24 protein-coding genes are annotated in these 19,447 nt (G+C 52.0%); 18 read left to right on the top strand and 6 right to left on the bottom strand.

Features of this window, described 5'->3' with window-relative positions:
- Positions 1–466 precede the first annotated feature (466 nt).
- Complete coding sequence (locus BMX00_RS12060) at positions 467–1,636, top strand: DesA family fatty acid desaturase (protein ID WP_090829261.1); 1,170 nt, start codon at positions 467–469, stop codon at positions 1,634–1,636.
- 193 nt (positions 1,637–1,829) lie between these two features.
- On the opposite strand, the gene rpmG is transcribed toward BMX00_RS12060, so the two are convergent.
- The 3 genes from rpmG to radC are packed head-to-tail and all read right to left on the bottom strand — an operon-like array spanning position 1,830 to position 2,995.
- Complete coding sequence (rpmG, locus tag BMX00_RS12055; protein WP_090829260.1) at positions 1,830–1,985, bottom strand: 50S ribosomal protein L33; 156 nt, start codon at positions 1,983–1,985, stop codon at positions 1,830–1,832.
- A gap of 43 nt (positions 1,986–2,028) precedes the next feature.
- Positions 2,029–2,265, bottom strand: a complete 237-nt coding sequence (rpmB, locus tag BMX00_RS12050) for a 50S ribosomal protein L28 (protein WP_090829259.1) — start codon at positions 2,263–2,265, stop codon at positions 2,029–2,031.
- A 55-nt stretch (positions 2,266–2,320) separates the two neighbouring features.
- Positions 2,321–2,995, bottom strand: a complete 675-nt coding sequence (gene radC / locus BMX00_RS12045) for a RadC family protein (protein WP_090829258.1) — start codon at positions 2,993–2,995, stop codon at positions 2,321–2,323.
- Positions 2,996–3,138: 143 nt separating this feature from the next.
- Here radC and coaBC point away from each other — a divergent pair, with 143 nt between their 5' ends.
- The 3 genes from coaBC to BMX00_RS12030 are packed head-to-tail and all read left to right on the top strand — an operon-like array spanning position 3,139 to position 5,231.
- The gene (coaBC, locus tag BMX00_RS12040; protein WP_090829276.1) at positions 3,139–4,344 is read left to right on the top strand and encodes a bifunctional phosphopantothenoylcysteine decarboxylase/phosphopantothenate--cysteine ligase CoaBC; all 1,206 of its coding nucleotides are present in this window, start codon (positions 3,139–3,141) and stop codon (positions 4,342–4,344) included.
- A gap of 7 nt (positions 4,345–4,351) precedes the next feature.
- The gene (gene dut / locus BMX00_RS12035) at positions 4,352–4,801 is read left to right on the top strand and encodes a dUTP diphosphatase (protein WP_090829257.1); all 450 of its coding nucleotides are present in this window, start codon (positions 4,352–4,354) and stop codon (positions 4,799–4,801) included.
- On the top strand, positions 4,773–5,231 hold the full coding sequence (locus BMX00_RS12030) for a DUF192 domain-containing protein (RefSeq protein WP_245728034.1): 459 nt from the start codon (positions 4,773–4,775) through the stop codon (positions 5,229–5,231). Before dut ends, BMX00_RS12030 begins: the two co-directional genes overlap by 29 nt.
- 32 nt (positions 5,232–5,263) lie before the next feature.
- Here BMX00_RS12030 and ffh read toward each other — a convergent pair whose 3' ends face one another.
- Positions 5,264–6,613, bottom strand: coding sequence for a signal recognition particle protein (gene ffh, locus BMX00_RS12025; RefSeq protein WP_090829256.1), 1,350 nt, complete (start codon positions 6,611–6,613; stop codon positions 5,264–5,266).
- 67 nt (positions 6,614–6,680) lie between these two features.
- Between ffh and BMX00_RS12020 the strand changes: the two genes are divergently transcribed.
- The 8 genes from BMX00_RS12020 to thpR all read left to right on the top strand — a co-directional run bounded on the left by BMX00_RS12020 (position 6,681) and on the right by thpR (position 13,211).
- Positions 6,681–7,508, top strand: a complete 828-nt coding sequence (locus tag BMX00_RS12020) for a cytochrome C assembly family protein (RefSeq protein ID WP_090829255.1) — start codon at positions 6,681–6,683, stop codon at positions 7,506–7,508.
- A 117-nt stretch (positions 7,509–7,625) separates the two neighbouring features.
- Complete coding sequence (locus BMX00_RS12015) at positions 7,626–8,909, top strand: HlyC/CorC family transporter (RefSeq protein ID WP_090829254.1); 1,284 nt, start codon at positions 7,626–7,628, stop codon at positions 8,907–8,909.
- Positions 8,910–8,929: 20 nt separating this feature from the next.
- The gene (locus BMX00_RS12010; protein WP_090829253.1) at positions 8,930–9,790 is read left to right on the top strand and encodes a prepilin peptidase; all 861 of its coding nucleotides are present in this window, start codon (positions 8,930–8,932) and stop codon (positions 9,788–9,790) included.
- A gap of 2 nt (positions 9,791–9,792) precedes the next feature.
- Entirely contained in the window at positions 9,793–10,398 is a 606-nt protein-coding gene (gene coaE, locus BMX00_RS12005) for a dephospho-CoA kinase (RefSeq protein ID WP_090829252.1), read from the top strand.
- 110 nt (positions 10,399–10,508) lie between these two features.
- Positions 10,509–11,264, top strand: a complete 756-nt coding sequence (gene zapD / locus BMX00_RS12000) for a cell division protein ZapD (RefSeq protein WP_090829274.1) — start codon at positions 10,509–10,511, stop codon at positions 11,262–11,264.
- An 89-nt stretch (positions 11,265–11,353) separates the two neighbouring features.
- A complete protein-coding gene (ispD, locus tag BMX00_RS11995; protein WP_090829251.1) occupies positions 11,354–12,052 on the top strand; it encodes a 2-C-methyl-D-erythritol 4-phosphate cytidylyltransferase in 699 nt (232 codons plus the stop codon).
- Positions 12,053–12,153: 101 nt separating this feature from the next.
- Entirely contained in the window at positions 12,154–12,642 is a 489-nt protein-coding gene (gene ispF, locus BMX00_RS11990; RefSeq protein WP_090829250.1) for a 2-C-methyl-D-erythritol 2,4-cyclodiphosphate synthase, read from the top strand.
- Positions 12,615–13,211, top strand: coding sequence for an RNA 2',3'-cyclic phosphodiesterase (gene thpR / locus BMX00_RS11985; RefSeq protein WP_090829249.1), 597 nt, complete (start codon positions 12,615–12,617; stop codon positions 13,209–13,211). The genes ispF and thpR overlap by 28 nt, the downstream gene beginning before the upstream one ends.
- Here the strand turns inward: thpR and BMX00_RS11980 are convergent.
- The gene (locus BMX00_RS11980; RefSeq protein WP_090829248.1) at positions 13,208–13,648 is read right to left on the bottom strand and encodes a host attachment protein; all 441 of its coding nucleotides are present in this window, start codon (positions 13,646–13,648) and stop codon (positions 13,208–13,210) included. The two genes, thpR and BMX00_RS11980, sit on opposite strands and share 4 nt — an antisense overlap.
- Positions 13,649–13,774: 126 nt before the next feature.
- On the opposite strand from BMX00_RS11980, the gene tsaB reads away from it, so the two are divergent.
- From tsaB to BMX00_RS11950, 6 genes are all read left to right on the top strand, one after another.
- Positions 13,775–14,446 (top strand): tRNA (adenosine(37)-N6)-threonylcarbamoyltransferase complex dimerization subunit type 1 TsaB, encoded by a 672-nt coding sequence (gene tsaB / locus BMX00_RS11975; protein WP_090829247.1) that lies wholly within the window; start codon positions 13,775–13,777, stop codon positions 14,444–14,446.
- Entirely contained in the window at positions 14,443–14,904 is a 462-nt protein-coding gene (gene rimI / locus BMX00_RS11970) for a ribosomal protein S18-alanine N-acetyltransferase (protein WP_090829246.1), read from the top strand. The genes tsaB and rimI overlap by 4 nt, the downstream gene beginning before the upstream one ends.
- Positions 14,905–14,916: 12 nt before the next feature.
- Positions 14,917–15,684 (top strand): uracil-DNA glycosylase, encoded by a 768-nt coding sequence (locus BMX00_RS11965; protein ID WP_090829245.1) that lies wholly within the window; start codon positions 14,917–14,919, stop codon positions 15,682–15,684.
- Between the two features lie 209 nt (positions 15,685–15,893).
- Positions 15,894–16,499 (top strand): LemA family protein, encoded by a 606-nt coding sequence (locus BMX00_RS11960; RefSeq protein ID WP_090829244.1) that lies wholly within the window; start codon positions 15,894–15,896, stop codon positions 16,497–16,499.
- A gap of 20 nt (positions 16,500–16,519) precedes the next feature.
- On the top strand, positions 16,520–17,410 hold the full coding sequence (locus BMX00_RS11955; RefSeq protein ID WP_090829243.1) for a TPM domain-containing protein: 891 nt from the start codon (positions 16,520–16,522) through the stop codon (positions 17,408–17,410).
- Positions 17,411–17,917, top strand: a complete 507-nt coding sequence (locus BMX00_RS11950; RefSeq protein WP_090829242.1) for a TPM domain-containing protein — start codon at positions 17,411–17,413, stop codon at positions 17,915–17,917.
- Positions 17,918–18,059: 142 nt separating this feature from the next.
- Here BMX00_RS11950 and lplT read toward each other — a convergent pair whose 3' ends face one another.
- Positions 18,060–19,334, bottom strand: coding sequence for a lysophospholipid transporter LplT (gene lplT / locus BMX00_RS11945; protein ID WP_090829241.1), 1,275 nt, complete (start codon positions 19,332–19,334; stop codon positions 18,060–18,062).
- Positions 19,335–19,447: the final 113 nt, after the last annotated feature.

Here is a 19,447-nt window from a genome sequence, read left to right as displayed (position 1 = left end):
CGCCGACGCCGCAATCATCACGCCTACCCCAAGCAGTACCCCACTCAGCCACGGCTTCAATAACATCTCTTCTTCTCCTCTGTTCCGTAGTAATTATTGTGTTACCCATTTAATAATGTATCGTGGGATCAAATGAAGGGGTAGCACCAGTATTACGACTCTTTCTGGTACCACTGGCACCGCTTCAGCTGAGCAATAAAGCAACCAGCCGTAGCGGCATCGTCTTTATCGGAACCCCCAGACAAATTTTCCGTCCAACGTAAGATTGCCAAGGATGCCCAAGCGCGCAACTGCTGGCAATTAACCTCAAAAATCCATTAACGAAAGGCGAATAGCGCGAATTAAAGGCAGCTTTTCGATCGTTACAATTTCTTGACTAAAAATTTGTTTCCCAGTACATTGCGTTATCTTTTCTCTCAGTCTCTTCTACACATAATTAATATCCAACAAGAGGGCTACAACGAATATGACACTAGGTCTTATTGACTTGCCTTGGTGGGGCTATATTGTAGTCATTCTGGGTTTGACCCATATCACCATCGCCAGTATCACCATCTTTCTGCATCGCCATCAGGCTCACCGTTCGCTGGAGCTGCACCCCCTGCCGAGTCACTTTTTCCGCTTCTGGCTGTGGATGACTACCGGCATGGTTACCAAGGAATGGACTGCGATACACCGCAAACATCACGCCAAGTGTGAAACCGCCGACGATCCCCATAGTCCGCAAATATTAGGCATTCGTAAAGTGTTGAGAGAAGGATCCGAACTCTACCGGAAAGAAGCCAAGAACATCGAGACCCTGGAAAGATATGGTCATGGCACGCCGGATGACTGGCTGGAGCGAAATCTCTACGCCAGGCATAGCGCCAAGGGTATCGCGCTGATGCTGATCATCAATCTTCTTCTATTCGGTCCCATCGGGCTTACGATCTGGGCAATACAGATGGCATGGGCGCCTATCATGGCGGCAGGCGTCATAAATGGCGTGGGCCATTTTTTGGGTTATCGCAATTTTGAGGCAGAGGATGCGAGCCGCAATATTGTTCCTTGGGGCATCCTTATCGGTGGAGAAGAACTGCACAATAATCACCATGCTTATGCTACTTCTGCGCGATTATCCAATAAATGGTATGAGTTCGATATCGGATGGATGTACATCCGTATTCTGGAATCGATAGGGCTGGCTCAAGTCAAGAAAATTGCTCCGAAATTACGGTTCGATGCGGCTAAAACAAAATGTGACCTTGATACGCTGCACGCCGTTATTTCCCATCGATATGAAGTACTGACAACATATGCTCAATCTCTTAAGCACACGCTGGCGAAAGAAATCGATCATCTGAAGGAATCCACCTCGCATCTGGGCGTAGACCGCTCTACCCTCAAACGTTGGGTACTTGCGGATTCCAAAACTCTGCAAGAGGATGAGCGTGCCAAGCTGAATCTGGTACTGAGCAAGACTAGAACGCTTGATAAAGTCTATAAAATGCGTGAGGAGCTCACCACAGTATGGCAGCGTTCCACCATGTCCAAGGATGAATTGGTCAAGGAGTTAGAAGACTGGTGTCATCGTGCCGAAGAAAGCGGTATTGAAGTTCTGCAAAATTTCTCGCGCCGATTGCGCTGTTACGCATAGCGAACCGTGGAGCAGGCTCCTTCGCGAGGATTATCTGAATTTTACGAGCGAACTTATATAAAACAAAAACCCGCCACTGGCGGGTTTTTGTTTTATATAGCGCAGGTTTTGTTGTCTATAAGGTACTACTCATGACGGCTAGCGTAAATAAGTATGCGTCTTTCTGTTTTATGCGAATGAAGAATGAATAGTATTACTTGAGTTTCATTTCCTTGTATTTAACGTGCTTACGCGCTACCGGATCGAATTTCAAAATTTCTATCTTCTCCGGGGTAGTACGCTTGTTCTTTGTAGTCGTATAAAAATGGCCAGTTCCCGCCGAAGATTCGAGCTTGATTTTTTCCCGCATGATATGTCCTTATAGTCTGAAGCCTGAATGGCGTTCGTGAGAGTTAAATGCTATCACCACGTGCGCGCATTTCGGCCAGCACCGCATCAATACCATTTTTATCAATCGTCCGCAGTGCTATGTTGGAGACACGCAGACTGATCCAGCGGCGTTCGCTCTCAACCCAGAATCGGCGACGCTGCAAATTAGGAAGAAAACGACGCTTGGTCTTATTGTTAGCATGGGAAACATGGTGCCCGGTCATAGGCTTCTTGCCGGTGACTTCACATACTCGTGCCATGATTGTCTGCTCCAGGATCAAAAACGCACATTATATCGCGAATCCCATGATTTATTCAAATCAATCCCCGCTCGGCAAAGGACATAGCCGTTCCGCTGCCGACGATAAAGTGATCCAATACCTTGATATCGACCAAGGCGAGAGCCTGTTTTAGCGTTTGAGTCAGAATCTCGTCCGCATGACTCGGTTCCGCTATGCCGGAAGGGTGATTATGCGCAAAAATAATGGCCGCGGCATTGTGGTACAACGCCCGCTTAACTACTTCCCGCGGATATACGCTGGTCTGGGTCAGGGTTCCATGGAACAGCTCTTCGCTTGCGATCGCACGATTCTGGGCATCAAGAAATATTCCGACAAAAATCTCGTGCTTTTTACCCTGGAGACTGAGGCGCAAATAGTCACGCACTGATTTGGGTGAGCTCATGGTATCACCACTTTTTAACCTTTCCTCCAGTGCCCGGCGCGCCATTTCCAACACCGCCTGTAGTTGCGCGAATTTTGCCGGACCCATTCCCGGCATTGCGCAAAAGGTGTTTTGATCCGCGGCGAAAAGACCCATCAAGCCATTGAAGCACTTAAGCAATTCGCGCGCCAAATCTACTGCGCTTTTGCCGGCCATACCCGTACGCAGGAATATAGCCAGGAGTTCGGCATCAGAAAGATTCGCAGCCCCGTTGCTTAACAATTTCTCGCGCGGACGTTCAGATTCGGGCCAGTCTGTAATTGCCATTTTGCAGAAAATCAGAGAGAGGTGTCGTTTTAACTTTTTGCAATGTACCCGATCGACTGCAATGTCATTCCTTATAATAAAATGACTTTTTTAGGTTAAACTCCAGTTCGCTCCGTTAGCCCGCCCCTACGCCCTACATGAATATGACTGACGAGTCTTTCCCCGAAGCCAGACATCTACTGCTAGGGCTGACCGGCGGGATCGCCGTATACAAGGCGGCGGAACTGGCACGCCTTTTGATCCACGATGGCATGGATGTGCAGGTGGTAATGACCGAGTCAGCCTTGCACTTTATGGGTACCGCGACGTTGCAGGCATTAACCGGCAAACCTGTTTTGACCGGGCTTTGGGACTCAAGCATTGCTTCCGGCATGGCTCACATTGATCTCTCGCGCAATGTAGACGCTATTCTTATCGCCCCTGCGAGCGCCGACTTCATAGCCAAGCTCGCCAATGGGCTTGCCGATGACCTGCTCTCGACATTATGTCTCGCGCGTGATTGCCCCCTTCTGGTCGCTCCGGCAATGAACCGGCAAATGTGGGAAAATCCTGCGACTCAGCGCAACCTTGTTACGCTGCAACACGACGGTATAACAATACTCGGCCCCGCCAGTGGTGCTCAGGCGTGCGGCGAGACCGGGATGGGCCGTATGCTTGAGGCACACGAAATTGCTGGTATGGCGCATGCGTTCTTTCAGCCCAAGCTGTTACAGGGCAAGCGTATGCTCATCACCGCGGGGCCCACGTACGAGGCCATCGATGCGGTTCGCGGAATTACTAATTCAAGCTCCGGAAAAATGGGCTATGCAATAGCTCGCGCAGCGCTTGAAGCGGGGGCGGAGGTCATTCTCATCTCGGGCCCTGTTTGCCTGCAGCCCCCTGCGAAGGTAAAACTCATCAGCGTGATAGGCGCACAGGATATGTTGGCAGCAGTAAAGAATGAGATTTCCCATACCGATATTTTTGTGAGCGTCGCAGCCGTAGCGGACTACCGCGTCAAAAATGCCAACAGTCAGAAAACGAAGAAAACGGGTAAGAACATCATGCTGGAACTTACCCCCAATCCAGATATTCTGGAGTATGTGGCGAGCTTGGCCGTACCGCCTTTCTGTGTGGGTTTTGCTGCAGAGACCGAGAATCTGGAGAAGAATGCGGAGATCAAGCGGCGCAGAAAAAAGTTACCGCTGCTGGTCGCGAATCTGGCCCAGGATGCCATAGGCTCTGACGAATGCGCTCTGACACTATTCGACAATGCGGGCCAACATCAATTACCAAAAGCACGGAAAGTTGAGCAGGCCCGGCATTTGGTCAAACATATTGCATTACTATATGAAAAAAAACGTCTCTGACGCCGCTATGCGAAAAATAGACATTAAAATTTTTGATGAGCGATTAAGAAACCAGCTTCCGGCTTATGCTACGCCCGGTTCCGCTGGCCTTGACTTACGGGCATGTATCGAGCACGTAATGACCATCGAGCCCGGCGAAGCCAGCCTGATTCCTTCTGGTATTGCCATTCACCTTGGTGATCCGAGTCTTGCCGCAATGATAATTCCCCGTTCCGGGTTGGGCCATAAACATGGTATTGTGATGGGAAACCTGGTCGGACTGATCGACTCCGATTATCAGGGACAGCTATTCGTGTCCTGCTGGAACCGCGGGCATATGCCTTTTCTGTTAAACCCGCTGGAGCGCATTGCGCAGCTCGTGGTGGTGCCAATCGTACAGGTTGGCTTCAATGTGGTGAATGACTTCGAGCAAACTCAACGGGGCACGAATGGCTTTGGCAGTACCGGCAAACATTGACCGCTTGATAGTACTGCTTCTGGGTCTTCTTTTATCGGCACCGCTTCGTGCCGAGATGCCGGTAACTCAGCTCAGGATATCCCGCCATAACCTTACTGTCGAAATCGCGCATACGGAGGCCACCCGTTCACAGGGATTGATGTTTCGGCAATCGATGGATGAGAACAGAGGTATGTTATTTGTATTTCCTCAACCCGGACGCTACAGTATGTGGATGATGAATACGGATATACCGTTGAGTGTTGCTTTTGTGGATGAAAAGGGGATCATTCTTAACATTGCCAACATGATACCCCGCACAGCAACCGGACATCCCTCTGCTGGAGCTGCGAAATACGCCATCGAAACGAATCTTGGCTGGTTTCAGACGAGAAATGTGACGCCGGGTGATCGCGTCATGGGGCTTGAAAAAGCGCCCCAAGCGGAATAGACGCGAACTCCACCGGGCTGCCACGATAAAGCTCAGCGCATTCCGGGTAGCATCCCCTTCATACTACGAAGCATTTTCGTCATTCCACCCTTACTCATCATTTTCATCATTTTCTGCGCCTGCTCGAATTGCGCCAGCAAGCGGTTCACTTCCTGTACAGTAACGCCCGCTCCCGCTGCGATACGGCGTTTACGCGATGCTTTGAGAATTTCCGGCTTGGCACGTTCCTGTGGTGTCATTGCATTGATGATCGCTTCGGTACGACCGATGACCTTGTCGTCAATCTTCACGTTTTGTGCCGCCTGGCTTAATTGGGTGGGCAATTTTTCCATCATGGCGCTCATGCCCCCCATATTTTTCATTTGTTGAAACTGCATCTTAAAATCGCTCAGATCGAAGCTTTTGCCCGATTTCATCTTTTTCGCAAGCTTCTCGGCCTCGCGCTGATCCACGCCGCGCTGGGCTTCTTCTATCAGCCCCAACACGTCGCCCATGCCGAGAATGCGTGAAGCCATGCGATCGGGGTGAAATGGTTCCAGCCCGGTCAATTTTTCGGCCACACCGGCAAATTTAATCGGCTTGCCTGTGACATGAAGCACCGATAGCGCCGCGCCACCCCTGGAGTCGCCGTCGAGTTTTGTAAGAATTACCCCCGTCAAAGGCAGTGCCTCGGCAAATGCCTTGGCCGTATTGACAGCATCCTGCCCCTGCATTGCATCCACGACAAATAAGGTTTCAATAGGCTTTAACAGCGTTTCCAGTTCGCCGATTTCCTTCATCATGGCTTCATCAATCGCCAGCCGCCCCGCGGTATCCACGATCATTACGTCATGGAAATGCGTTTTGGCGAAGCTCAGCGCAGCGCTAGCGATTTCCTTCGGCTGTTGTCCGGTTTGAACCGGAAAAAAGTCAGCGCCGATTTGACTGGCGAGCAGTCCCAGCTGATGAATTGCAGCGGGGCGATAGATATCGCAGGAGACCAGCAATACCTTTTTCTTTTTGTTTTCCATCAACCATTTCGCCAGCTTTCCGCTACTGGTCGTTTTGCCTGCGCCTTGCAGCCCCGCCATGAGAATAACAGCGGGTGGAACAGTGGAAAGGTTGATATCGGCCTTTTCCCCGCCCATGAGTGCAATAATTTCCTGATGTACGACACCCACCAGGGCCTGCCCGGGTGAAAGGCTGCCGATCACTTCCTTCCCGACAGCTTTTTCCTTGACCCGTGCGATGAACTCCTTGACCACCGGTAACGCTACGTCGGCCTCCAGCAGCGCCATGCGTACTTCACGCAGCGCTTCCTGTATATTGTTTTCAGTTAATCGCGCTTCGCCCCGAAGGGTCTTGATGACGCCGGAAAGCCGACTGGTAAGATTGTCAAACATGCAAAATGCCTCGCAATAAAAATTCGTGTAGACTAAACGGACGTTCCATTTTCAATCCGCAGGATCAATGTCCGGTATTCTAGCCTATCTCGTTGCCTCTCTGCTGTATGGGCTGATCGGTTGGCACTTCTGGCGCACCAGATGGAAGGCGCCCACAAACACCGCGGGCGGTGCCACAATAAGTGCGGGGTGGGAGCGTTATGCAATTCTAGCGCCGTTGGCGTTGCACGGCTTTACGCTTTACGAGTCCGTTTTTGCCGGTGTCGGATTAAATTTTGGTGTAGGCAGCGCTGTTTCCGCAATTGTATGGCTCACTGCCACAATTTACTGGCTGTCCGGTTTTTTCTACCGGCTGGAAGGATTGCAGACGCTGGTTGCACCCGTGGCGGCAGTAGCCGTGCTGCTTCCATTGGCATTTCCTTCATTGCGTCCCCTGGCCAATACCGAGCTTCCCGCTTTCAAAGCGCATATTTCCATTGCCATGCTGGCGTACAGCCTGCTTACCATCGCCGCTCTCCACGCGTTGCTCATGGCAGTGGTCGAGCGGCGTCTCCACCATCCCGCCATGCCGTCGGTACTGACCAATCTGCCCCCCTTGCTGGCAATGGAAAGGTTATTGTTTCGCGTAATTTGGGCGGGTTTTATACTGCTCACGCTAACGCTCATAAGCGGCATTGTTTTTTCGGAAGAGGTGTTCGGGCAGCCGCTTAAATTCACTCACAAGACTTTATTCGGGATCGTTTCCTGGTGCGTGTTCGCTGCCCTGCTGGTGGGAAGGCAGTTCTATGGGTGGCGCGGGCGCATCGCGATTCGATGGACACTGGCAGGGTTTATAATTCTGCTGCTTGCCTATCTCGGCAGCAAGTTTGTACTGGAAGTGATACTGCGGCGTTAGCATATCCACCGGAACGGGATAGAGCCGAGCATATAATCGGTAAAAGTTCTTGAAACTGCGGTAAAACTTCCCCATACCTGATTATTCCTATTCGCATAGAGGCGTTTCTTGGAAGACATGCCGTTATACGTGCTCCTGATAGCACTGGCTGTTCTGTTGATACTGTCTGCTTTCTTCTCTCTCTCCGAAACCAGCATGATGGCGATCAACCGCTATCGGTTGAAGCACCTCGTCAAGCAGGGAAACCGCGGCGCTCGCCTGACCGCCCAGCTGTTAATGAATGTTGACAAGCTTCTAGGCGTAATTCTGCTGGGCAATAATTTGCTGAATGCTGCCGCGGCGACACTGGTGGCGGTGATTGTTTCCCTCTTCTTCAGCCATAACGAACTTGCGCTCTTCTTCGGAACGGTAGGCGTGACGTTCGCCATACTGGTATTTAGCGAGATTACGCCCAAGGTCATCGCGGCTGCCTATCCGGAGCGTATCGCGCTGGCTTCCAGCTACGTGCTCACCCCATTGCTGAAACTTTTTTCACCGGTGGTATGGTTCGTCAATTTATTTGTCCAGGCACTGCTTACGATTCTTCACTTGAAACCCAAGGCCGAGAATACTCAGAAAATCAGCATGGAAGAACTCAAAACCCTGGTGCTGGAGGCGGGGCACTTCATTCGTAAAAAGCACCAGACCATGTTACTCAACCTCTTCGATCTTGAAACCATCACGGTTGACGATGTCATGGTCCCCCGCGGCCAGATCGAGGCCATAGATCTGAATGCCGAAGATGAGACCATCCGCAATCAGTTACTCACCTGTTATCACACCCGCCTGCCGGTTTACCGGGGCACATTGGACGATGTTACCGGCATCATTCACGTCCGCAAGGTATTAAATCAACTGGGAAGCGGAGAAATCACCTCGGCGGCATTGGAAAAAATCATGCGGGAACCCTATTTTGTCCCGTCCGGCACACCTCTGTTTTCGCAGCTGCAATTATTCCAGGAAAATCGGGAGCGGGTCGGCCTCATCGTGGACGAATATGGCGAATGGAAAGGGTTGGTAACGCTGGAGGATATCGTTGAGGAAATCATTGGCGAGTTTACTACGCACCCGCCGTCACAAGTTGGCACATTTTTGAAACAGGAAGACGGAAGCATAATAGTCGAAGGTAGCAGCCTGCTGCGCGATCTCAACCGCAAGCTTGGCCTGAATCTTCCCCTGGGAGGGCCAAAAACACTCAATGGTCTCATTGTGGAACATTTTCAGGACATTCCGGAAGCAGGTACCAGTCTTAAGATCGCCGGTTATCCGATGGAAATCATTCAGACTCAGGACCGGGTCGTCAAGGTGGTGCGAATTTTTTCCGTACCGGCGCCAACTGAGGAGCGGGCCATCGCCGAATAGCAATTCGGGTGCGAGACTTGATGTCCTTTATTTATCTGCTGCAAAACTCTCCGGCTTTCCTCATTTCGTTCTGTTCCCTCATCGGCCTGGTAGCGGGTAGTTTCCTGAATGTCGTAATCATACGCCTACCGAAAATGCTGGAGCGCGACTGGGCGCGGCACTGCGCGGGTTTCCGCGCGGAAACGGTTGAGGTGCTTCCACCCTACAATATCGTCACGCCTCGTTCAGCCTGTCTCCATTGCGGGCATAAAATAACAGCACTGGAAAACATTCCAGTGATGAGTTATGTGTTGTTAAGGGGACGGTGCTCCCAATGCCACGCATCCATCTCCCTCCGCTACCCCGCTGTCGAGCTGTTAACCGCCCTCACCAGTGGCTACATTGCCTGGCATTTCGGCTATGGTTTTGCCACTCTTGCCACATTAGCCTTTACCTGGACAATGATTGTTCTGGCATTCATCGACATCGATACGCAATTACTCCCCAATGATATTACCGTGCCGCTTTTATGGGCAGGACTATTGGTCAATCTGGCCAATACCTTTACCAGTATTCACTCCGCAGTCTTGGGCGCAGTTGCAGGGTATATTTCGCTATGGTCAATATATTGGGGTTTTAAGCTTGTCACGGGAAGGGAAGGCATGGGTTACGGCGATTTCAAGCTTCTTGCGGCGATCGGGGCGTGGCTCGGCTGGCAAATGCTGCCGCTAGTGATCCTGGTTTCTTCAATCGCCGGCACTATAGTGGGCATCCTTTTGATAACGGTAGCAAAGCGCGGGCGCCACGAACCCATTCCCTTTGGTCCCTATCTGGCGGGGGGAGGTTTTGTTGCGCTGCTCTGGGGGAGCCAGATCAATGAGGCCTATTGGGGTTTATTTTAAGAGTGTCCTTGATAATCGGCTTAACTGGGGGAATCGGCAGCGGTAAAACCGCTGCCGCAACATTTTTTGCAGCGCTCGGTGCGGATGTTATAGATACCGATGTCATTGCGCATGAGCTTACGCGGCCGCACGGTGCTGCAATTTCGGCCGTCCGGCAAGCTTTCGGTGAAAGGTATATAACGGAGGACAGCGCACTAAACCGGAAAGAGATGCGGAAGCTCATATTTTCTGATGACGATTCGCGCCGAAAGCTTGAAGCAATTCTTCACCCGCTTATTCGAACTGAAGTGGCTCGCCGTGCTGCGCTTTTTTGCGGTCCTTACGGACTAATAGTCGTCCCTCTGCTGCTCGAAACCTGTGGCTACCGGGAAATGATTCATCGCGTATTGGTTGTCGATTGCTGCGAATATGACCAGATTGCCCGGACTGTCGGTCGGACTGGAATGGATGAACAGACTGTGCGTGCTATTATGGCCACTCAACTTTCCCGCGCGGAGCGGTTGCAGCAGGCCGATGATGTGATCTCAAATGACTCGGATATATCTCATCTGAAGCAACAAGTAGAGGCTTTGCACAGCAAATATCTTGCCTTGAGGGACCGAGGCTAATCCTTGTCATACTCCACTTTTATTACGGCGCAATTTTAATTGTAAAATTATGTTTTGTAGGGCAATATCACACTTCCCGTCCCGTTCCAGCCGCATGATTGCCCATTGTCGTGACTTGCTACGAACACCCTCTTAACGAACGTATCCGCACTTTACTGCGGCTCGAGGATCTGTTTGACAGGGTGGCTTTTTTTTCCGCGAAGGAAGACGCTTTCGAACACCACTCTGCGCTTGTTACCTTATTTGAAATTCTCGATGTAACAAGCCGGGCCGACATGAAATCAGACTTGTTGCAGGAACTGGAACGGCAGAAGCATGCGCTGGAAATACTGCGCAGGAATCCCGGAATTTCGGAAGATGCGCTGAACCAGGTGTTAAGCAACATTCAGGCAGCATCGCAAAACCTCCTGAATATGACAGGCAAAATCGGCGAACACATGCGGGAGAATGAATGGCTGATGGGCATCAAGCAACGTGCGGGCATACCGGGAGGCGCGTGTGAATTTGACTTGCCTTCTTATCATTATTGGCTGCATCTCGACCCTGCGCTGCGCCGCGGCGATCTCAACGAATGGCTTGCCCCGCTATTGCCGATCGCGGAAGGTTTCCGGATTGTCCTGCACTTATTGCGGAACAGCGGCAAGACCTTCCGGCACACGGCTTATCGCGGTGTTTTTCAGCAGATGGGATCGGGGCGCATTGCGCATATGCTGTGCCTGAAAGTGGATGAAAATCTTCCCTGTATTCCCGAAATCAGCGCCAACAAATATGCGCTTAACATTCGTTTTGTCATCTCGGGTTCAAGGCAAAAACCCAAGATATATGAGGAAGATGTAGAATTTGATCTGACTTTCTGCAACTTATAGGAATTCAGGCGCTACTTTAGATATACGTCCCGCCGGATTATCAGCTTTCCATTCCGCATTTCGTTAGGTCAAGCCAATTTCATCGTGAAATGTCTAATTTTTTTGCGTTAATCCCTGCTGCAGGTTCCGGTTCCCGCATGGGGAACGAACTGCCCAAGCAGTATTTGTCATTAGCGGGCAAACCCATGATTTACCATGCTTTACGAAGACTGTGCGGGTCAGACCGGCTGCGAGGCGTAATTGTAGTACTCGCACCAGACGATAGCGAATGGGCGAGACACGATTGGTCGGAGTTCTCGGATAAGCTGGTGGTCATTCATTGTGGAGGCGGAACCCGGGCCCAAAGTGTCCTCAACGGATTGGAAGCAGTACGTAGAACCTCATCTATTGCCGATGCGGACTGGGTGCTGGTGCATGACGCCGCTCGGCCCTGCTTAAGCGAGAGACAACTTGATAAGTTGATGGATGAGCTGGCCGATGATGAAGTAGGTGGGTTGCTTGCGGTTCCGGTGGCAGATACGTTGAAGCGCAGCGACAACAGCAGCCGGGTTGAGCGTACCGAATCGAGGGAAAGTCTATGGCAGGCTCAAACCCCACAGATGTTCCGTTATAAGTTGCTGGTAGAAGCTCTGAGCATGACTGGCGGCACAGTCATGACAGACGATGCGGGGGCGGTCGAGGCGCTTGGGCTGCACCCCAAGCTGGTCCTGAGCGATGCGCGCAATTTGAAGGTGACATATCCTCAGGATATGGCGTTGGCGGAGCTGATACTGGGAAACTCTGATTAAACGTCTTAAAGCGAAGGACGGCTGTTCTGACGCTAATGCATTACCTTCTGTTTTAAAAATCCGTTTTGACCGACTGCATGTGCAATTGATAAAGGAAAATAGTGAGCAAGTTCAGAATTGGGCAAGGTTTCGATGTGCATCAATTGGTAGAGGGACGCAAGCTTATCATTGGGGGGGTCACCATACCCTATGAGAAGGGGCTCCTTGGACATTCCGATGCGGACGTGTTACTGCACGCGATATGCGATGCGCTGCTGGGAGCGGCGGGGCTGGGCGATATTGGCAGGCATTTTTCCGACACCGATCCACAGTACCGGAACATCGACAGCCGCGTGCTGCTGCATAACGTCCATCGCTTGTTGGAGGAGCGCGGCTACAGGGTGGTGAATATCGATGCGACTATCATAGCCCAGGCGCCCAAAATGTCGCCGCATATCCCGGTCATGGTCAGCAACATTGCGCATGACCTGCGAATGGAGGCGCAAGAAGTCAACATCAAGGCCAAGACTGCAGAACGTCTTGGGCCAGTTGGCAGAGGCGAAGGAATAGAGGCGGAGGCGGTATGCCTGATAACCCGGCAAGGGCACTAGCTGAAAAAGGTATTCGATCCACCGGAAAGACCGTCCGGGTTTTTTTCGCGATATGGCCAGACAACGCCGCGCAAGAGCAAATGGCTGGGCTGGCAACGCGGTTGCGGTTGGACCCCCTTTGTGGCGGGCGTAAAACCAAAGGAGACAATATTCATCTCACGCTGGTATTTGTCGGGGAGGTGGATGCCGTCGGACTCCAAACACTCCTTGAAGCGGGGAATAAAATAGGGAATGCCGGAACAGGTGGTTTCGATTTTGTTATCGATGCGATCCGTTACTGGAAACACAACCAGATTGTCTATGCTACGACGGACAAAGCCCCCCAGCGACTTACAGATCTGGTGAGCGCACTGCAGGGTGCGCTATCTGCTGCGGGGTTCTTTTTGGAGCAGCGGCCTTATATTCCACATATAACATTGATGAAGCGCGCCTCGTGCCGGATCGTGCCCAAATTGCCGGAGCCGGTAGTCTGGCGGGTACGTGAATGGATGTTGGTAAAGTCGGAACAGACCAGCGACGGATCGGTTTACACGCCTATCCACCGCTGGTCCCTGGGTGGTGTAATTTAAAGATAAATGCAGCTTTCCAGATGTCTTGTCAGATTCTTTTCGCTGGTTCTGGTGTAATCCTTTTCAAACGTGTCGCTTACCATATTTCGCACATGACGCCCCATATTGCTGTTGATCAGGCCCATAAATGGCGTTGATACCACCAGAATGAGCCGTTGGTAGCTGTTGGCGATACGGCCTTGCTCCAGTTCCCTGGCCAGCTGACAGGCAAAGTTTTGTGCCTCATGCTGCTTTGGATCAGTGGCGGGTATGTACGCGCCGCGGCCATTGCCGAGGCTTTTGTTGTGTCCGGGGCGATCCGAAACCAGATATTGCCCTTTTTCTCTGCTGGCATCGTGTCTAAATTCCTTGAGTTTCTGTAATCCTTTTTTTGGGCCGTAATTTGCATATAGATATGCTGCGCTTGCATTTGCGACAAGAATCCACGTAATCCCCATGACTCCTCCGTGTGATGATGGTAAAGTGAAACGAGGTAAAAAGGTCCTTCTCAGCAATCGACAAGCAATTTTTAACAGAAGTTTCGCCTGGTGGCAACCGTTGAATCACACTCCTCGGATTCTTTCTTGAAGATCCTGGCCTTAGATACTTCAACCGAGTACTGTTCGGTTGCCCTATTTCTGAATGGCGAGGTAATCAGCCACGAAATTCTTGCCGGGCAACGGCATTCCGAGCTGATTTTGCCAATGGTGCGGCAGGCACTCGGTGAGGCCGGGCTGACTTTGACGCAACTGGATGGCATTGCCTTCGGTGTTGGTCCTGGATCGTTCACCGGCCTGCGTATCGCTTGTGGCATCGCGCAGGGATTGGCTTTCGGCGCGGACCTGCCCGTTGTAGGAATATGCACTCTGGAAGCGTTGGCGCAGGAAGGCGGGGGCGGCAGAATTATCGCGGCGCTCGACGCCCGTATGAGCCAGATTTACCATGCAGCCTATGAGAAAGAAGCGCACGGGTGGCAGCTCATAGCAGAGCCTGCATTGTGCTCGCCCGAGGATGCGCCCCTGGTTCCAAATGGCAACTGGACTGGTTGCGGCAGCGGTTTTGATAAGTACGATCAAGCGTTGCGTGCGCGCTATGGCGGCAGCGTCAAGCGCACTATCAGCGGTTTGCGGCCTCATGCCCGTTCCATCGCCCAATTGGCCGCGCCGAGGTTTGCGATGGGAGGTGGTATCGATCCCGCTGACGCGATGCCGTGTTATATCCGTAATAAGGTGGCGCTGAAGGAGAAAGAACGATGAGCGCCCAATTGCAGGAAATTCCGAAAATCCGCCGAATGCTTCTGTCAGACCTGGACGCGGTGGTAGCCATCGAGCGGGAGGTTTTCCTCTTCCCATGGACACGCGGCAATTTCAGCGATTCGATGAATTCCGGCTATCACTGCCTGGTATTAGACCTGAGTGGTCATCTTTTTGGTTATGGTGTGATGACCATTGGGGCAGAGGAAGCCCATCTGTTAACGCTCAGCATTGCCGCTGGCTCCCAACGGAAGGGCTGGGGCGAGCGATTGTTGCGGCGTTTCATTCAAATCGCCAAAGACCAGCGTGCCCGCTCGATGTTTCTGGATGTGCGCGAATCCAACCATGCGGCAGCCCGGCTGTATGAACGGATAGGGTTCAGGCAAATCGGCAAACGCAGGGATTATTACCCCGCGATGGGAGGACGTGAAGACTCGCTGGTAATGGAATTGATGTTATGAGGAATTGATGTTATGACCTCCGCCAGGGATGCAAGGCGTAAAGAAATACTGAAAGAGCTCGGCTTGACGCCAGTCTGGCGTGCCAGGACAAATAACTCGTCAAAATCCCTCCTTCAAGCTTTGAGTCCGGCTTCTGCTGGACAGTCAAACCGGGGGGAGCCTACCTGCAGTGCACCTGTGAATGCAGCGGAAGATCGGCGTTTTAAAATCTTGAGAATGGGTTGGGATGAGCTTGAGGCCAGCATTGCGGGTTGCATCGCATGTCCCTTGTGCCAATCGCGCACGCGCACCGTACCTGGGGTGGGCGACAGGAATGCAGACTGGCTGTACGTGGGAGAGGGACCCGGCGCACAGGAGGATGCTACGGGAGAACCTTTTGTCGGTCAGGCCGGTAAACTGTTGGACAACATGCTGGCGGCGATTGATCTGAAGCGGGGCCGCAATGTCTTCATTACGAATATCGTGAAATGCCGTCCACCTGGAAACCGGGAGCCCGCACCGTATGAAGCACAGCAGTGCGAGCCGTATCTCGCGCGGCAAATTGCGATGATCACGCCTAAACTTATCATTGCGTTGGGTAAAGTCGCGGCACAGAATCTGCTAGGGACCGATGCAAGTATTGGCAGCCTTCGCGGCAGGTTGCACCAGCATTCCGGAATTCCAGTCATCGTAACCTATCACCCGGCCTATCTGCTGCGTACGCTGACCGCCAAAGCGAAAGCCTGGGAGGATTTGTGTTTTGCCAGAAGCACAATGCAGCGTCTAGGAACCGCTGAATAAAGCCTTCATGGGGCGCGACCGTGGGTTTTCGGGATGGGATATGCGAAAGGCGACAACCAGAAGGTTGTGACGAGGCATCTTAGACGGGAGCTAATCTGTAATGTTGCCCGCACCGCGCTCTTAATGCAGGTCTTATTCAGAGGTGTTCTCCTTGCAATTCCCGGATCAGTCACCATATAAAATCTGCCTATTCATTGAGGAGGACAGGTATGCATAAGTTGCTGTTGGCCCTGACGTTGCTTCTTACTTTTTCCTTAAGCGGCTGTGGTTACAACACGCTGCAAACTACCGATGAGCAGATCAAGGCGAACTGGGCGGAAGTTGTGAATCAGTATCAGCGCCGTGCCGACCTGGTTCCCAATCTCGTAAACGTGGTCAAGGGATTTGCAGCTCAGGAAAAAGACGTACTGCTTGGGGTGACCAATGCCCGCTCCAAGGTTGGCAGCATTCAAGCTACACCAGAGCTTCTCAATAACCCCGAAGCATTTGCCAAGTTTCAGGCTGCCCAGGGAGAATTGTCCAGTGCGTTGTCGCGCCTGCTTGTTGTGGCCGAGAATTACCCGCAGCTTAAATCAGACGCCAATTTCCGTGAATTGCAGGCACAACTGGAAGGTACGGAGAATCGCATTGCAGTTGCGAGAAATCGATACATCAAAGCGGTACAGGACTATAACGTTGTGGTGAGGTCGTTTCCCACGAATCTCACGGCAATGATATTCGGTTACAAGGTGAAGCCAAGCTTTACCGTTGAAAACGAGAAGGAAATTTCCACCGCCCCCAAGGTGGATTTCAGCGCTCCTTCACCGGGGAAATAAATAAATAGAGTTGGTCGTTCATGATTCGACCCTGGCATAACATATTCGCATTCACTACGCTGCTTTTTTATGCCTTTTTGGCAGTGGCCGATGTTGCCATTCCACCCCTCAAGGCTCATGTTACCGATCTGACCGGTACGCTCTCCGTGGAGGAGACCGCCCAACTGGAACAGAAGCTGGCGGCTTTCGAGGCAAAAAAAGGCAGCCAGATTGCAGTATTGATCGTTCCGACGACTCAGCCCGAAACAATCGAACAGTATTCGATTCGGGTTGCCGAAGCCTGGAGGCTGGGGCGAAAAGGCGTGGATGACGGCGCCCTGCTGGTAATCGCAAAGCAGGATAGAACGGTGCGCATAGAAGTCGGTTATGGTCTCGAGGGTGTGTTGCCGGATGCTATTGCAAAGCGCATCGTCGATGAAACGATTATTCCGAAGCTCAGACAGGGAAATTTTGCAGGCGGTATCAACGCTGGCATCGAGCAAATGATGGGCGTGATCCAGGGAGAACCGCTGCCGCCACCGCAAGCGAGATCCGCCGGGCGCGGCAGCGCTCCCGCCGGCACAGGCATCCTGGATAATCTCTTTCTCATTTTCATCGTTCTCCTAGTGGTTGGAAAGGTAGTGCAGTCCTTGTTTGGGCGCTTCATTGGCGCCGCTATCATGAGTGCATCCGCGGGGTTTTTAGGCTGGCTGGTTTTTTCTTCGATACTCATGGGCATAGTTTTTGCTGTCATCGCCTTTTTTGTGGGCTTGTTCGGGAACTCGGGCGGAGGATTCTATCGGGGCGGCCCTGGCGGTTGGTACGGAGGCGGCGGTTTTGGTGGTAGGGGTGGAAGTGGCGGTTTTGGCGGTGGCGGCTTCAGCGGGGGTGGCGGCGGGTTTGGAGGTGGCGGCGCATCAGGGAGATGGTAAATGAATTTTACCCGAATGCTGCGACATCTTTTTACCGGCCACGTGGCCATAAAACGCGTGTTCTCCGAAACAGCCCTGACGGCTATCGGAAAGGCTATCGAGAATTCGGAGATCAGCCATGAGGGGGAAATCCGTTTCGCCGTAGAGGCAGCACTGAATACGCCGTCTTTGCTTAGAGATCAATCGGGACGAGAACGTGCGGTAGAGGTATTTTCTCAACTCCGTGTCTGGGATACGGAGCATAACAATGGCGTACTGATTTACTTGCTGCTTGCGGACCGCAATGTTGAAATCATTGCCGACCGCGGAATTAACGTCAGAGTGAAGGCTGAAGAATGGGAAAGAATTTGCCGGGAAATGGAAACCGCTTTTGCGCAGGGACAATTTGAAACCGGTGTGATTGCTGGAATTGACGCTATTGGGCGGCATTTACAGGAGCACTTTCCCACAACGACAGGTGGCGGCGAAAATGAGCTGCCCGACAGGCCGATTATTCTGAAAGGCTGAGGCCGCCCGGCACAACCATTCGGTTGCCATCTCAGCCTTGACCAGATGACCGGGGGACTCTATCAGGAAATTCAGCCAGCATGAGGCATTAACATTGCCTGATCGCTTCTGAATGCCTTCTTAATATCCTGGTAATGCCCTCTTAATGTCCCTTATGAGCCCCTATCAAATGAAGTGAATCTTCAATGCTCTGGTTGCGCAGGTGCCATTGGCGTATCAACGCCATAATTACGGCCACGAACAAACCGAATAACATGATGACGGTATAAACGTGCACATCGAAGCTCACCAATATAGCGTAGAGTCCCAGCATGCTGAGAATGCTCAGGTTCTCGTTGAAGTTCTGGACGGCGATGGAATGACCCGCACCCATCAGGATGTGCCCACGGTGTTGCAGCAGCGCATTCATTGGCACGACGAAAAATCCCGCCAGCCCCCCGATCAGTACCAGAAGAATAAGCGCAATCCACAGATCACGCGCGAGGATCATGGCCATCACCACGATACCCATGGCGATGCCAAGAGGAATTACTTTGACCGATTGGCGCAGCGACACCAGTCGTGCCGCGATAACCGCGCCTATCGCAATGCCGATGGCAACCACGCCCTGTAGCTGCGCGGCTTTGCTTAACGGATAGCCAAGCGCGGCATCGGCCCACTTCAGCACGATAAATTGCAGAGTCGCGCCCGCACCCCAGAACAACGTTGTAACGGCGAGCGATATTTGCCCGAGCTTGTCTGTCCATAACAACTTCATACAATGCCCGAACTCGTGCATCAGGAACATCGGATTTTTCTTGAGAATGCGGTGGTCTACGCCGGTGTTGGGAATGTACAGATTGAAGATGGCTGCGGTTCCATAAAATATGGCAATGAGCAGAATGCCGGCTTCCGGTACGGTATCCACGCCGGTATCAATCGCGGGGAAGTCGAATGAGAGAATCGCGGCGGAGACCGCGGGTGAGATAAGCAACCCGCCCAATACCGTACCCAGAACGATCGAGGCCACGGTTAAGCCCTCGATCCAGCCATTGGCAATGACCAGCTTTTCAGGCGGGAGGAGTTCGGTCAATATTCCATATTTAGCTGGGGAGTAGGCGGCGGCTCCGAGTCCCACAACTGCATAGGCAGCGAGGGCGAAATACTGGTGCGAGGCCAGAAAGAGCAGACTACAACCCGCGATCTTTATCGTATTGCTGATAAACATTACGCGTCCTTTGGCCATGGAGTCGGCGAAAGCCCCAACGAATGGGGCGAGAATTACATAGAACAAAACAAATACAAACTTGAGCATTGGGGTGAGATAAGCGGGGGCGTGCAGCTCTACCAGGAGCGCAATGGCAACAACAAGCAGTGCATTGTCTGCCAATGAAGAGAAAAACTGCGCTGCCATGATGGTATAAAATCCGCGTTTCAAGCTATTCTCCTTCCAGAAACTTTTTCATCAGATAACGTGGAATTATACAATGCTCATCCAGGACTTTACGAAGTGCCTATGTCAGGTGTTGCTACAATTGTTACCATTGACCT

It is taken from the genome of Nitrosovibrio tenuis (assembly GCF_900109785.1).
Taxonomy (GTDB): domain Bacteria; phylum Pseudomonadota; class Gammaproteobacteria; order Burkholderiales; family Nitrosomonadaceae; genus Nitrosospira; species Nitrosospira tenuis_A.
This window is presented reverse-complemented; position numbering and strand designations above follow the sequence as displayed.